The 15,026-nt window shown below is 44.4% G+C and carries 13 protein-coding genes; 11 read left to right on the top strand and 2 right to left on the bottom strand.

From position 1 onward, the window contains the following. The first annotated feature begins 61 nt into the window (after positions 1 to 61). From VRK_RS08970 to VRK_RS08950, 5 genes are all read left to right on the top strand, one after another. Positions 62 to 427, top strand: a complete 366-nt coding sequence (locus VRK_RS08970; protein WP_059121041.1) for a response regulator — start codon at positions 62 to 64, stop codon at positions 425 to 427. Next, positions 424 to 1,005: a chemotaxis protein CheC gene (locus VRK_RS08965; RefSeq protein ID WP_059121040.1), complete on the top strand. Its 582-nt coding sequence runs from the start codon at positions 424 to 426 to the stop codon at positions 1,003 to 1,005. The genes VRK_RS08970 and VRK_RS08965 overlap by 4 nt, the downstream gene beginning before the upstream one ends. Before the next feature lie 8 nt (positions 1,006 to 1,013). Next, positions 1,014 to 2,333, top strand: a complete 1,320-nt coding sequence (locus VRK_RS08960; protein ID WP_059121039.1) for an ATP-binding protein — start codon at positions 1,014 to 1,016, stop codon at positions 2,331 to 2,333. Positions 2,334 to 2,377: 44 nt separating this feature from the next. Continuing rightward, positions 2,378 to 3,691: a sensor histidine kinase gene (locus VRK_RS08955; protein ID WP_059121038.1), complete on the top strand. Its 1,314-nt coding sequence runs from the start codon at positions 2,378 to 2,380 to the stop codon at positions 3,689 to 3,691. A 274-nt stretch (positions 3,692 to 3,965) separates the two neighbouring features. Further along, positions 3,966 to 5,309, top strand: coding sequence for a response regulator (locus VRK_RS08950; RefSeq protein WP_059121037.1), 1,344 nt, complete (start codon positions 3,966 to 3,968; stop codon positions 5,307 to 5,309). Between the two features lie 36 nt (positions 5,310 to 5,345). On the opposite strand, the gene thiD is transcribed toward VRK_RS08950, so the two are convergent. Continuing rightward, the gene (gene thiD, locus VRK_RS08945; protein ID WP_059121036.1) at positions 5,346 to 6,188 is read right to left on the bottom strand and encodes a bifunctional hydroxymethylpyrimidine kinase/phosphomethylpyrimidine kinase; all 843 of its coding nucleotides are present in this window, start codon (positions 6,186 to 6,188) and stop codon (positions 5,346 to 5,348) included. Positions 6,189 to 6,517: 329 nt separating this feature from the next. Between thiD and VRK_RS08940 the strand changes: the two genes are divergently transcribed. The 4 genes from VRK_RS08940 (at position 6,518) to VRK_RS08925 (ending at position 10,461) form a co-directional block, all read left to right on the top strand. After that, positions 6,518 to 7,573: a FecCD family ABC transporter permease gene (locus VRK_RS08940; protein ID WP_059121035.1), complete on the top strand. Its 1,056-nt coding sequence runs from the start codon at positions 6,518 to 6,520 to the stop codon at positions 7,571 to 7,573. Then, positions 7,573 to 8,361 carry an ABC transporter ATP-binding protein gene (locus tag VRK_RS08935; RefSeq protein ID WP_059121034.1) on the top strand — a complete coding sequence of 263 codons (789 nt, stop codon included), beginning with the start codon at positions 7,573 to 7,575 and terminating at the stop codon, positions 8,359 to 8,361. Before VRK_RS08940 ends, VRK_RS08935 begins: the two co-directional genes overlap by 1 nt. Positions 8,362 to 8,510: 149 nt before the next feature. Further along, complete coding sequence (locus VRK_RS08930) at positions 8,511 to 9,185, top strand: response regulator transcription factor (RefSeq protein WP_059121033.1); 675 nt, start codon at positions 8,511 to 8,513, stop codon at positions 9,183 to 9,185. A 1-nt stretch (position 9,186) separates the two neighbouring features. Continuing rightward, positions 9,187 to 10,461: a sensor histidine kinase gene (locus VRK_RS08925; RefSeq protein ID WP_059121032.1), complete on the top strand. Its 1,275-nt coding sequence runs from the start codon at positions 9,187 to 9,189 to the stop codon at positions 10,459 to 10,461. Between the two features lie 68 nt (positions 10,462 to 10,529). On the opposite strand, the gene VRK_RS08920 is transcribed toward VRK_RS08925, so the two are convergent. After that, the gene (locus tag VRK_RS08920) at positions 10,530 to 11,969 is read right to left on the bottom strand and encodes a sucrose-specific PTS transporter subunit IIBC (RefSeq protein ID WP_059121031.1); all 1,440 of its coding nucleotides are present in this window, start codon (positions 11,967 to 11,969) and stop codon (positions 10,530 to 10,532) included. 270 nt (positions 11,970 to 12,239) lie between these two features. On the opposite strand from VRK_RS08920, the gene VRK_RS08915 reads away from it, so the two are divergent. Together VRK_RS08915 and VRK_RS08910 are read left to right on the top strand one after the other, a co-directional pair. Further along, on the top strand, positions 12,240 to 13,226 hold the full coding sequence (locus VRK_RS08915) for a LacI family DNA-binding transcriptional regulator (protein ID WP_059121030.1): 987 nt from the start codon (positions 12,240 to 12,242) through the stop codon (positions 13,224 to 13,226). A gap of 127 nt (positions 13,227 to 13,353) precedes the next feature. Continuing rightward, positions 13,354 to 14,982, top strand: a complete 1,629-nt coding sequence (locus tag VRK_RS08910) for a glycoside hydrolase family 32 protein (RefSeq protein WP_059121029.1) — start codon at positions 13,354 to 13,356, stop codon at positions 14,980 to 14,982. Positions 14,983 to 15,026 lie beyond the last annotated feature (44 nt).

The following is a 15,026-nucleotide window of genomic DNA, read 5'->3' as shown; positions in this document are numbered from 1 at the left end:
TATGATGATAAACAATATCACAACAGCGTTGATAATTTTTTGAATGTGAGGGGAGATGCCAATGGCGATTAATGTAACGATAGCAGATGATTCAAAAATGTCGCGTAAGTCAGTGATGAGAGCGTTACCTGAACGGTGGGATGTGAGTATTCATGAAGCGTCGAACGGTAAAGAAGCGATCAGCAATTATAATCAGGGACTAGCGGATGTCATGTTTCTCGATTTAACCATGCCTGAAATGGATGGTTTTCAGGTTTTGGAGTACCTGCATCAAATTGATGCAAAAACTGTGGTGATCGTGATTAGTGCGGATATTCAACCTTATTCTCAGGAAAGAGTAAAACAATTAGGTGCTGCGTCATTTGTTCAGAAACCGTTAGACCCAACACAATTAGAACATGTATTACATGGGGTAGGATTGCTATGAATACGGTTTTTTCTGCAGATCATCAAGATGCGCTTCAAGAATTTATGAATATATCGATGGGGAGAGCAGCGAATAAGCTCGCGACCTTACTGGATCTCCATGTCACGATTTCTGTGCCGAATATTCGTTTAGCCACCGATGAAGATTTAGCCCGTCTGAAAAAATCTGAGATGGATTACTATTATACGCGGCAATCATTTTTTGGTGGTATGGATGGTGAGCTGATTACTTTGATCAGCCGCCTCGGATGTCAACAGATTGTGGTGGATCTGAACCGAGCCAAAGGACATAATTCCGATTCCATCAATGTCGATGAAAGTATTCTGGATATCTCAAATATTTTGTCTGGGGCAAGCCTCAAGGGTTTGTGTGAACAAATCGATGTCAAAACTAAAATGCAACCACCGGTGTTATTTGAGCCCTCGAAACAGCCTTTACCTGTCTCTGAGTGGAAACTTTCTCTGATTATGGAAATCTCGTTTCTGATTGAAAAAGATTCGTTTGCAGCGAGAACCATTATCTGTTTTGCTGATAGGGAATTAGACAGGATGCTTGAGCGCCTAGATGAATTATTATAGGAGTCAGTATGGCTAAAAGTCGGTTATTGCTGTCAGATCTATTAGACCAGCTCAATTTTGCATTGTGTATCATTCGCAATGATTACGTGATTATCAAAGCAAATGAATATTTTCAGTCACGGGCGATCTATGCGGGTGACACGATGCAGGGGCAGAACATTCTGACGCTTTTTCCTCAGTCCGCTGACTATCTGAAGCGCAAGGTTGATACTGCATTAGTGATTGAGTCATCGAGTTTTTCGTCATGGGAACAAAAACCACACGTCCTACCTTTCAAAAGTTCTCGCCCGGTTTCAGGCGAAGAAGAGCAAATGTTCCAAAATCTGGAAGTGATTCCTATCCATAGTGAAGATGGTGCTATTGAGCATGTTTGTCTTTGTATTTATGACGTGACCATTCAAGCCAGTCAGCAAGCACAGCTGCGGAATATTTCACAACAGTTGGAAATCGAGCATCAAGAACAGAAAATGTTGATTAGGAAACTGGAAGAGACTCAAGGGCAGTTGATCCAATCTGAAAAAATGGCGTCTATCGGTCAGTTATCAGCGGGGATTGCTCATGAGATTAACAATCCGGTCGGTTTTATCACATCGAATATTCAGACTTTGCATGATTACTTTCAACGCTTGGCTCAAGTCATTGATACGATGAAAGAAATGATTGATGAAGCGGGTGATAGTGCGTTGGCAGAACATTGTGAAGCCGTGTTACATCAGCAGCAAGTTAGCTTTATTTTGGAAGATACATCAGATTTAATTCAGGAGTCATTGGAAGGTTCATCCCGAGTGATGTCTATTGTGAAAAACCTGAAAGATTTTTCACATGTTGATGGTTCGGAGTGGGGGTATGCCAGCCTTGTTAGTGGCATTGAATCGACACTGAAAATTATTCATAACGAGATTAAGTACAGTATTACGATTGAAAAAGATTACCAAGCTGATATTCCGGATGTTTATTGTCAGCCCATGCAAATCAATCAGGTGTTGCTGAACGTTTTACTGAACGCCAGTCAGGCGATTGAAGGGGAAGGGACGATTTATATCTCCGTACATCAAGCCAATGATCACTATGTTGAAATTCGGATTCGTGATACGGGGACAGGCATTCCGCCTGAAATTCAGGATCGCATCTTTGATCCTTTCTTTACTACGAAAGCCGTTGGATCAGGAACGGGACTGGGATTGTCTGTGTCTTATGGGATTATTAAAACGCATAAGGGTACAATTGCCGTCCAGAGTGAGATAGGGGTCGGCAGTGAATTTATTATTCAGCTTCCTATCGATGAAGTGACTGCAACCGATGAAGTTGTTGAACAAGCAACGAGCTGAGTCGCGTTTTCTGGTTTTGGCCTGAACACTGAAGGATAGATAATGTGGGACATCCGTCAATAGAAAACGATATTCAAGTCAAGCCAGTGATTTTCTCTGAAGCAGGGCCGTTGTGTGCAGAACAAAATCTTGCTTTGGATATCCTGCGGCTGATGTTGATCACGGAGACTCAGGACGACAGTCTCGACCTATTTGTGGAATTCATGAGCGAGACCTTTTCGGATACGGACGTTTATCTATTCGCTATTCATGAGTTGGGTTCTCTTCGCTTGATACGCTCTCGTCCGGTATTGACTGGTCCGATCCGAGAGCAATTCTTTCCGACTTTCACTCAAGACGAGTTTTGTTTTATCGAGCGACTCGAACTCTCCAGTTTCTGGACTGAACACTATGCACCTTTTTTCCCAACAATGAGTAAAGGGCTGGTTGTGACGGTTCAGATCCGTTCTCGTCACTACATGATGCTCCTGACTTCCCAGTCTGAAGCGCTGTGGCATCAAAACACTTTAGGGACATTGCACTACATTATTGAAGTGGTGAAGATTGCACTCACCTATATTACATCGACCGAGATGATGTATCACAATCGGGATGTCGAACAGACAGAGAAATTTGCCTCTTTAGGAAAATTAGCTGCCGGTGTCGCTCACGAAATTAATAATCCTTTAGGATTTGTCATGAGTAATTTAGGCACGTTAAGTGCCTATATGAACGGATTTAAACAATTTGTTTCGACGTTGTCTGAATCACAAAAAACATCCGTAGAAGAGATGCTGGATGATAGTACGGATATCATCTCTGAGACACTCGAAGGACTCACCCGAATTCAGAATGTTGTTTCAAGTTTGAATGTCTATAACCATGTATCCAGTTCAAACGTCGGGGTAGTTGACCTGCGGGATGTGATTAGCTCATCGTTGAGTCTGATCCTCGGTGAACTCAAGATGCGGGCTAAGGTTGATTATCAGACTCCGGAGCGACCCATGTATGTCAAAGGGCAATCCAATAAACTGCAACAGGCGTTTATCCACCTGCTTATGAATGCTTTCCAATCGATTACACATGCGGATGGCATCATTTGCATCCGGCTGATATATGAGACTAGTGTGCTCATGCCGAGAAAGCGTAATTTTTGTCTATCGATTCAAGATAATGGTAAAGGGATTTCCAAGGAACATTTGCAACATATTTTTGAACCGTTTTTTACCACTAAGCAAGTGGGTAGTGGTGCCGGATTAGGACTCTCTGTTGCCAAAGAAATCATTGAAGAGCATCTCGGTCTCATCTCGATTGAGTCTGAATTAGGCAAAGGGACTCAGGCCGTGATTCGGCTGCCTTGTGTTGTGAGTATGCCTTAGGCGCAAGACATGTACTGATGAGCATTCATGGGCTTGATGACAAGCGTGCGGTTCTAAAATCTTGCCACGGGAAGTTCAAGATCAATTTCTGGTACCAAATCAGTATTGGTATGACAGCTTCCGGTACATTTTTTACCAATCCTTGAAAAGTATAATATAATTGAATTACTTACAGAGAAAATTCTCTTGGCGTGATTCGGGGTCGGTAGTCCGACGTTATCAGAACAAGCACAATATTGTTCTCTCAAAGCTAACAGAAGCGGGAGCGATCATCATGGAAAGTCATGCTATAGCGTCGGAGCGACTGACACTGCTCTTATTGGATGATGAAAATGATATTCTGAAAGCGCTTAATCGGGTGCTTCGTCTTGATTATGATGTCGTGAGTTTTAGTGATGGCCGGGAAGCATTGGCGTATTTGAAAGAGAGCGAAGTCTCAATCATTATTTCCGATATGCGAATGCCCGAGATGGATGGTGCTGAGTTTTTATCTCAGGCGAAAGAAATCGCGCCTGATGCGATTCGTATTCTACTGACGGGATACAGTGATATTCAGTCCACCGTGAGAGCCGTGAATGCCGGTGGCATTCACACCTATATCAGTAAACCTTGGGACAATGAAAATTTAAAACTGATCATTGCTAAGTCCGCTGAGTTTTTCCGCTTAACCAAAGAAAAAGAGCGATTATCGCAAGAACTCGAAGAACGCAATCAACAGCTTGAAACGATGAATCAGGCGTTGGAAGTATCCAACCAAAAGTTATCCGATTTTAATCATCAGTTGGAATTACAAGTCCAAGAAAGAACTAAAGCGTTAAGCACGTCGAATACTCGGCTAGAATTGTTGTTGAAAAGTCGGAATAAAACGTTCAAAGATATTTTGGGTATGGTGACAGCGATTATTCAGCATCGAACTGGATTCCCTGCTGATCATGCTGAGCGAATTGCCAATCAGGCGAAGTCTGTTGCGCAACGTTTGAAATTACCGGAAACAGAAATCGGTCATGTTTATTTATGTGGCCTCATGCACCAGATTGGTCTGATCGGGGCCCGGGACTCGGAAATTGAAATGACCAAAGTCGATCCGGAAAGTCAGGTTCCGATTTCACCGAGTGCAAATGCGGTCGTCGGTGCAACGATTGTCGAACGGATCAAACGCTTTGAGCCATTGGTCGAAATTATTCGTCATCAGGATGAACTCTATAATGGTTTGGGACGGCCGGACCATCTGCGAGGGCCGGAAATACCAATTGGTGCCAGAGTCATAAAAGTGGTAAAAGACTACGATTTTTACGTTGCTTCACCTTATAACCCGAAGAGAATGACCACCCGCAGTGCGCAAGGGTACCTGAAGCAACAGGCCGGTGAAATGTATGATCCTCAGGTGGTTGATGTCTACCTTGAGATGCTGAAACAACCTAGCCGGATTGAAGAAGGTGTCGAGCTCTGTATCGGATTGAGTGAAATTAAACCGGGTATGGTGATCAAACGCGATCTCTATCTACCCAACGGCAATCTGATGCTCACCGCAGGACACGCTATTAGTGCCGTTTTATTGTCCCGACTGAAATCGATCGAGAAACAAACCAATATGCCGATTACGGTTTATATTGGTTGATGCAGGATGCGTCTGAGTGATTGATGGGCGCATTGATTATTGATCGAAAGATTGTAGATAGAAATGATGTAACGGCCCTTTTCCCCGCCCCACATCCAATTGACTTGCATGAAGAATGGCACCGGAAATATAGGTTTTAGCTGCTTCAACGGCTGAAGAGAGTGAGTAGCCATGGGCCAAGTAAGAAGCAATGGCTGAAGAGAGTGTACAGCCTGTGCCATGCGTATTTTTCTCATCAATCCGAGGTGCACTAAACATCGTTGTTGTTGTTGCGGTGATCAGCCAGTCTTGGCTGTAATGCGGATCATCGGCATGACCCCCTTTGAGTAAAATGGCAGGTAAACCGAGTCCCTGTAAATCTGCGATCATCTCGGGGCGCGACCATGTCGGCTCGTCGCCTGTATCAGTTGTCGGATAACCCAGTAGTACAGCCGCTTCCGGAAGATTTGGCGTGACTAAATCTGCCATTGGGAACAGCATTTCTTGTAATGGCTTTAAGGCTGCTTGACTCAGCAACGCTCGACCACTGGTTGATAACAGCACCGGGTCAATGACCAGATGGCGGGGACGAACTGCCTGAAGTTTGTTTGCGACCGCTTCTACGATTTCTGCATTGGCGAGCATCCCGATTTTGACGGCCACAATATTTAAGTCTGCAAACACTGCGTCAAGCTGTTGTATCACATGACTGACGGGAAACGGCAATACATCGAATACGCCTTGAGTGTTTTGGGCTGTGGACGCGGTAATCACGGAGCAAGCGTAACTTCCCGTTGCGGAGATGGTTTTGATATCGGCCTGAATCCCTGCGCCACCACTACTATCACTACCTGCGATCGTCAGCACAACGGGAATCGATGATGGGAAAGACGAAATCATATCTATGTGTCCTTTTTAATTGTGCTGTGAGGAGCGAGGTCGTTTTGCCGTTTGAGTGATTTTAAACATCGAATCGCTGCGATATCAACCATCTCATGCTGACAGATATAACATTATTTTGAAAATAAGAATGACTCTCATATTTGTTTAGATATAATGCAGCATCTTTCTGATTTTCTAAATTAAGCCGATCATCAGTGATTCGCGCTTCGAGTCAGATCAATGGGGAATGCTTATGATGATGGTATGGGGGAATTTTGCTGTCCGTGTTACCGATTCATGATAGAAGTTATGGCCTGTTCAGGTCATATTGTCACCGGAGTTAAAACATGCAAGTCGATTTAATGCTTGAAGCTGTTGCGAAACAGAGAGCCAATGAAAGACGGCGTTGGACAGTCATTGGTACCATTTTGGCTGTACTCGCTGTTTCGTTTATTCTCGATGTTGCCACCGGTCCGTCGATGCTTGACGTCTCTCGGGTCAGTAACGCCTTATTGCAGTGGCTGGGTTTTTCCGTTTCAGTGGATCCGATGACACAAGTCATCGTCACCAATCTCAGATTGCCGATTGCCCTGATGGCAGTGATAGTTGGTGGTTCGCTCGGTATTGGTGGTGCGGAGATGCAAACGCTGCTGAATAATTCGATGGCAAGCCCTTATACATTGGGCATGGCTGCTGCTGCCGGGTTTGGTGCAGCGTTGATGCTTTATATGGATTCTCTGGGGCTTGAATCATACATTGCCGTACCGCTGGGTGCTTTTTTTTGCTGTATGCTCTCCGCTTGTTTCCTTTTTGCGTTAGCAACGATGCGTCATATCACCTCCGGACAGTTAATTCTGGCTGGGATTGCATTACTTTTCCTGTTTCAATCATTGTTATCACTGGTCCAGTTTGTTTCTTCTCCTGAATTGAGCCAGCAGATCCTGTTTTGGCTATTTGGTAGCCTTTCGAAAGCAACGTGGACAAATCTGATGATTACTGCGGTGGTGACGATCGTCTGTTTATTGCTGCTATTGAAAGATTCTTGGAAACTGACTGCGCTGCGGTTGGGAGAAGAGCGGGCCAAAAGTCTCGGTGTTCATGTTGCCCGTTTACGCCTGAAAACCCTGTTTATCGTTGCGGTCATGACAGCTACAGCCACCAGTTTTGTCGGCATCATTGGTTTTGTCGGGATTGTTGCACCGAATATTGCTCGGATGTTGGTGGGGGAAGACCAGCGTTTCTTCCTGCCGTTATCTTTTCTGATCGGGGCTTTTTTACTGTCCAGTGCGTCGGTTCTTTCTAAAGTCATTGTCCCCGGCGCACTGTTTCCGATTGGCATTGTCACCGCGATTATCGGGGTACCGTTTTTCTTCTGGCTCATTATTGGTAAAAGGCGTTCATAATGCTGCATGTGACTGACTTAAATTTAAATATTGATGGGTTAACCCTAGCTGATCAAATGGATTTCAGCCTTCAGCCCGGCAAAGTAAGTGTCATCATTGGCCCGAATGGCACGGGGAAGAGCACATTGCTGAAAACCCTGTTTGGCGATATTCGCCCCCAGTCCGGAGAGATCGTGTTTGGTGACCAAAAACTTCAGCCTAAGCAAATTTCGGCTTGGCGTCAGCAATTTGGTTACATGCCACAGGATATTCGACTTGATGTCAGCCTGACGGTGACTGAAGTCGTCTTACTCGGTCAATTGGATGCATTGAGTCTGCGGGTTGATAATCAAATGCTGGAAGATGCACTGGCTGCATTGGAACAAATCGGTTTGTTACATCTGGCGAACCGGGATGTCCGGACACTGAGTGGTGGACAATGTCAGATGATTTTATTTGCACAGGCATTGATGCGTCGCCCTGAAATTTTAATGCTGGATGAGCCGGTGAGTGCATTAGATCTCCATTTTCAACATGTCTTGCTGGATCATCTGGTCGAGCGGACGGAAAGTCAGCGTTGGGTAACTCTGATGGTGCTGCACGATTTGAATTTGGCCGCACAGTACGCAGATCATTTACTGGTTCTGAAACAAGGCAAGGTTATTGCACAGGGATGTCCACAAACTGTATTAACGCCACAATTGATTCGAGATGTTTATGGTGTGGATGCTGAAGTGACTCATGATCAGCAGGGGATTCCTTTTGTACGGACATTACGTTCAGGTCGTGTAAATCGCGCAGCGGCATAATGTACAGCTTCTTGATGAAGTTAACCGACTCTTAACCAAAATTTTATTACATTGCGTGTGGATATTGACACACGTGACCTGATGATGCTCAGAATAATAATTCGGCAGTCAGGTAAAAATTGCGGGCAAGAGGGTGATCAAAATTTCAGATGCTGAAAGTATTACTTGTCGAAGATGATTTAGATTTGGCGACGGCCATCATCGATTACATGGCGCTTGAGGACATTGAAGCGGATTATGCAGCCGATGGACAGATTGGTTACAATCTTATCACCAGCCATACATATGATGTGATTGTGCTGGATTTAAACCTACCTAAAATAGAGGGACTGATTGTTTGTGAACGAGTGCGTTCTCAAGGCATTCAAGTCCCGATTCTGATGTTGACTGCAAAGGATACGCTTGACGATAAACTACGAGGATTTTCGAAAGGTGCAGATGACTATCTGGTGAAGCCGTTTGAGATGGAAGAGTTGATCGCGCGGGTGAACGTTTTATCTAAAAGAAAGAGCGGACAGGTTTCCAGACTGGTTGTTGAAGATCTGGAGTTAGATTTGGCTGGTAAAGAAGTTCGCCGGGCTGGCGAGTTACTGAAGCTTTCTCCGATAGCGACCAAAATTCTGGAAGTTTTGATGCGTGAGTCTCCTTCGACAGTTTCCCGGGAAAAACTTATCCAAACGGTTTGGGGTAGCGAACAACCCGATAGCAACAGTTTAAAAGTTCATATCTTCAACCTACGCAAACAGGTCAATAAAGAGGGCTTCAAACCGCTGATCCACACTGTTCCCAGTTTTGGTTTTGCTATCAAAGCGGCGGAAGATTGACATGCAAATTCGTCGTAGTCTGAAAATCTATTTTTTATTTGCCGTGATTTCAGTCGGAACGTTGGTCGTACTCGTTTTTTCTACCTTAGCTGCAAGTTTCTTTATCCAAGGTTCTGATGTGACTATTCGTTACAGTATGACTCAGATGGCACGAGAAATCGCCAATTCAGAGATGCAACCGAATAACCTAAAGGGGTTTGCTGTTTATCAACGTTGGGAAGATACCCCTGAACTTGTGAGGGAACATATCCCGAAATTGCAGACTCATCAGGCTTTTGGCAAATATGTCAAGCGGGATAACTGGTTTGATATTCCTACCGCTGCTGTTTTCGTATTGCGTTATGACGATGCACCACAAGGGACGTTCTATATCTCTTGGGTTTTTACCGATATCGTTTCTCATCTTCAGCAAAATAATGCAGATACAAATTATTATTTGCGCATTATGATTTACGCCATTATTGCGATTACCCTCTTTGCATTGATTATGGTGGTACTGCTGCATAGGATTGCCATTCCGGTTGAGCGTCTTATCGGCTGGGCTAAAGAGCTCTCTTCCGGCAATCTCAATCGTGCTGCCCCTGATTTTTACTATAACGAGTTAAATAATTTGGCTGAAATTATTCATTCAAGTTTGCAGTCGGTACAGACGACCCTGAATCGAGAGAAACAATTTTTATCTCATGCCAGCCATGAACTGAGAACACCTATCTCGGTGGTCCGAAGTAATAGTCAGTTGATGAAACGTCTCCTGCAAAAAGAGGGGACGGAAGAAAAGCAACAGGAAGTACTGGATCGGATTCTCCGGGCGGGGATGACCATGACCGAACTGTGTGAAACGCTACTTTGGCTGAATCGGGGTAAGTTTGACAATTTATCGACGGAGCCGGTAGATCTGGAAAAATTAGTTCATCAGATCCGTTATGAACTGGATTATCTGGTTCGTGATAAAGAAATTGATATTACTATCGAAACAGAGCCCGCCAGTTATCAACTGCCTTTGGGTATGGTCAGAATTGTATTGGGGAATCTAATCAGGAATGCTTTTCAGCATACATATCATGGTCAAGTTGAAATCGTTCAGTTAGGACAGACGGTCAAAATCAGAAATTACAGTGCCATCGGCGAAACGGATGAAAGTCTTGGGTTCGGTTTGGGACTGCAATTAACCAGCTGTATTATCGAACATTATCATTGGCCTTATCATGTTGAAGAACTGGCAGCAGGGAGAGATGTGTATATCAGTTTCACCGCTATTGAGATAGATAGTGAATAAATTTCAGCAATGAGAGATAAAAAAAAGCCCATCATTGATGGGCTCGGGGGGAAAGAGGTGAGAGCATGTTAAGCCACAGCTTTCGGCTGTTGTTTTGCTTTATTTCTCACACCTAGAGCATAAGTTAATCCGAAGGCAGTGATAAACGAAATTGCCATACCAATTATATAGTAGCTGAGTTTTGCCGGATTGATGGAAATAATTCCCGGTAAACCTGCCGCCCCCAGTGCATGTGCTTTGACATGGAAAAAGGTAATGAAAGCACTGGCGACCGCTGAACCGGTGATTGCGGCAATGAAAGGATAGCGCATTTTTAAGTTGACGCCGAACATTGCTGGTTCTGTGATACCGAGTAGTGCCGTAATCCCTGATGGGATTGCAATACCTTTCAGTTTTTGATCCCGGGTCATCATCCCGACAGCGAGAGATGCGGCCCCTTGAGCAACGTTAGACATTGCTGCGATTGGGAAGATAAATGTACCACCTGTGACCGCAATATCTGCCAGAAGTTGAGTTTCAATCGCGATGAAACTGTGATGCATTCCGGTGATGACGAAAGGCGCATAGATTAAGCCAAAAATTGCCCCGCCGATGAAGCCTGCTGATTCATATAACCAGTTTAAACCGTCACCTAATAAGAAACCTAAATCTCGTGTGAACGGGCCGACCACCGTAAATGTGAGGAAGCCAGTAATGAACAGCGACAGTAGCGGTGTGAGTAGATTATCCAGAACCGAAGGGACAATTTTTCGCAGGTTATTTTCAATCTTCGCCAGAATGAAAGCGCACACAAGAACCGGTAGTACCGAGCCTTGATAGCCGACTTTCTGAATCTCGAAACCTAAAATATTCCATGACGGGATTGTGCCATGGACGGATGCACTACCGAATCCCCAGCCATTGAGTAAATCCGGGTGAACCATCAGCATCCCGAGTGCGGCACCGAGGAATGGGTTACCACCGAATTTTTTGGTTGCGGAGAATGCCAGTAAAATAGGTAAATAAACAAACGGTGCATTGGCAAAAGTATTGATCATGCTGGCAAGGTCAGCCAATCCAGGATTGGCGTCAATCAGCGATTGACCATCAATGAACAGTCCTTTGGCAGTGAGGACATTAAATATCCCCATTAATAAACCACCGGCAACAATCGCAGGAATGATGGGGACGAAAATGTCAGACAGACCTTTTACTGCGCGCTGGATAATATTCTGTTTCTGGGCGCCGGCTTGTGCAACATCATTGGTTGACATATCTGTCATTCCGGTTGCTTCAGACATGGCTGCATACACTTGATTGACAATTCCTGAACCAAAAATGATTTGGTATTGCCCTGCGACTTTAAATTGACCTTTGACACCTTCTATTTCACTAATCGCATCTTCATTAATCACGGATTCGTCTTTGAGTGCTAATCTTAAACGAGTTGCACAATGTGCCAATGCCTGGATGTTTTGTTTGCCACCCAGATGCTCTAGCAGCTGTTTCGCGATGACTGGATAGTCCATAACTTACTCCGATTCTGTTATTGGATTATATTCTGTGTATAAATAATTTTATGTTTTGGGAACGTTTGCAATTCGGATTTTTGTCAATAATTAACAAATGGTCAAAACCATGTGGACTATTATGTGAGTCAGATCGCTAATGGGACGACGAATTATGATGAAAACAAGGGTAAAATCACGTTGTCACGATTGAAGGTGACACGTTATTCCAGGTTTTTTGTAGCCACCTGGGGATAATTGCAATTGATTCCAAAGGTATAAGGAAGCGGAATGGCGAGTTTACATGATGTCGCAAGGTTAGCTGGTGTTTCAAAATCAACAGTTTCGCGTGTGATTAATAATGAATATGGCGTGAAAGAAGCGACTAAAATCAAAGTATTAGAAGCTGTTTCTCAATGTGGTTATGTGGTCAATCAGGTCGCAAAAGATTTAAAATCCCAGAAAACGAATCTTATCGGTGTCATTGTACCGAGGGTCTCATCACATGCAACAGCACAGGGTGTCGATGGTTTGACAGCCATTTTTGAGCCTGCGGGAAAACATGTCCTGCTGGCGAATACCCATCAGAATCATAGTAAAGAGCTTGAGTATATCCAGATTTTTAATCAGAAGCGGGTTGAAGGTATTGTATTTTTCGCGACGCATCTGGATATGCCACTGATCAAAGCCATTCAACAGTCATCCGTACCTGTGGTGCTCATTGGTCAAGATGGTTCCTTATATGATATTCCCAGTATTATCCATGATGATTTTCGTGTTGGCTATGAAGCCGGACAGCGTTTACTCGCGCAAGGGTGTCAACAGATTGGGTTTATTGGTGTACAAACGGATGACCTTGCCGTGGATGAGCTCCGATCTCAAGGCTTGGAGAAATCACTGCAAATGCATCAGCAACAAGTGATTTTTCATGCCCATGGTGACTTCTCGATTGAATCCGGTTATCGATTGGCACGTGAATTTTTACAAACATATCCCGCAACCGATGGATTATTTTGTGCGACAGACCGAATTGCTGTCGGAGCGATTAAAGCTATGCGGGAAATGGGTATTTCAGTCGGAGAGCAGGTCAAAGTGCTGGGGGTTGGAAACGATGAGTTGGCGTATATCAGTAGTCCATCGCTTTCCACGTTTAATTACGCCTTCGGCAAAGCCGGAGAAAATGCAGCGAGAATGCTATTAGACCGAATCGAAGGGCATGGCAAAGAAATGAGCAAAATGGTGTTGACCTTCGATAATATTAAACGTGAAACTTGTTGATCGATGAAGAGTTGTGCCGATGTTCACATAATATGAATTTGGTATGCCCCATTCACTGCGTTCTCTTGCATTTTTTGAATAGATCTATATTTTGAGAACGTTCCCAAAAATATAGGATTATCGATACATGTGTTTAGAAGACCTCATCGAGTTGGCTGGCGGAGTCAGTAATATCTACCGGGTTCTGTTACCAGAACATCATGTTTCTCTCGCAGTCCGAAATCCGGATGCAATTAGGGATCTGCCTGCCGATGTTGTTCTTGAAAAAGTATTAGAAGAATGGCATCTCACTGCTTTATCTGATGAGGTCGTGAATGAAGCGGCTTTATTCCGTCTGGGAAGAGCTATCGAAGCACAGCAAAGAACGCAACTGATTGATCTGGCACAACCCGTTATCTGCCATTACCGTCCGTCCTGGCATATCGCTCCCCCTCGCGGGTTATTGAATGATCCAAATGGATTTATTTTCCATGACGGGCAGTACCATTTATTTTACCAGTGGTCTCCGGTTGGCTGTGCTCATACGGATAAGTATTGGGTCCATACGCTGAGTGACGATCTATTGAATTGGCGATGGGATGATGTGGCACTGACACCGTCAGACTGGTTTGATAGTCATGGTGTTTATTCTGGTCATGCAGTCAGTCTGGATAAGGCGTTGATGGTATTTTATACGGGCAATGTCAGGCTGGGTGAAGAACGCTATCGTCAAACGATGCAGTGTGCCGCGATCTCACAAGCGGGAGAACCGCTGCATAAAATTGGTCCTGTGATTCGGGAATTACCACCGGGCGTAACTGAGCACACACGAGATCCGAAGGTGATTTACCGAAATGGTAAGTGGATGATGTTTCTCGGGACACAAACCACAGCGATGCAAGGCCGTTTAGCGGTCTATCATTCCGAAGATCTCCGTGATTGGCAATTCGATAATCTGTATGGTCATGAACTTGGTGATTTTGGTTATATGTGGGAATGCCCGGATATTTTCAGTTTGAATGGCCAAGATTGTTTTGTCTTTGCACCGCAAGGTATTCAATCCGAAAGTGCACTGAATACAGTACCGCACCAGAATCGCATTGCTCAGGTATCATTCAATGAGCAGGATGAAATCTCAATTTCGAAACTGCAGATCCTCGATTATGGTTTTGATTTTTATGCTCCACAGAGTATGGAGACGCCAGATGGTCGTCGAGTGATGTGTGGTTGGATGGGGTTACCGGATGAATTAAAGCATCCGACTTGTCGTTCTGGTTGGATTCACCAGCTCACTGCATTGCGTGAACTTGAGTTCGTCGGTGGCAAGATTGTCCAGCATCCGTTACGGGAATTAGCTGCCCTGCGGGGCGAATTACGTGATATCCGGTTAGACAATGATGCTGTTGATCTCAATACCAAAACGTTTGAACTGTTTGCAGAACTAGAATGGGGCAGTCGACTTCGTTTATTTGAAGATGAACAGTACTATGTTGAGATTTATCTTGATCCGATTAAACATCGTTTACTGCTTGATCGTACAAAGACTCAGATTGAAGAGGGGGATACTGTTCGTGAAGTTGAATTATTCTCCGGCAGCGTTGCGCTGCAGATTCTGGCTGATAATTCGTCACTGGAAATTTTTATCAATCATGGAGAAGCCGTGATGACGACTCGCGTCTTTACGCCGGAGCCAGCCACACGGCTGTCCGTAAAAGATGCCACAGTGAATTTACAGGTTTACGAACTTCATGCGCCAGCAGCGCCTTACCGTTCATAGCATCTTTTTAGGGACGGGTGAAGCAGTAGCTTCACCCGTTTTTT

The organism is Vibrio sp. MEBiC08052, assembly GCF_001506075.1.
GTDB lineage: Bacteria > Pseudomonadota > Gammaproteobacteria > Enterobacterales > Vibrionaceae > Vibrio.
The sequence above is the reverse complement of the archived record's forward strand: the minus strand, read 5'-3'. Positions and strand labels throughout refer to the sequence as shown.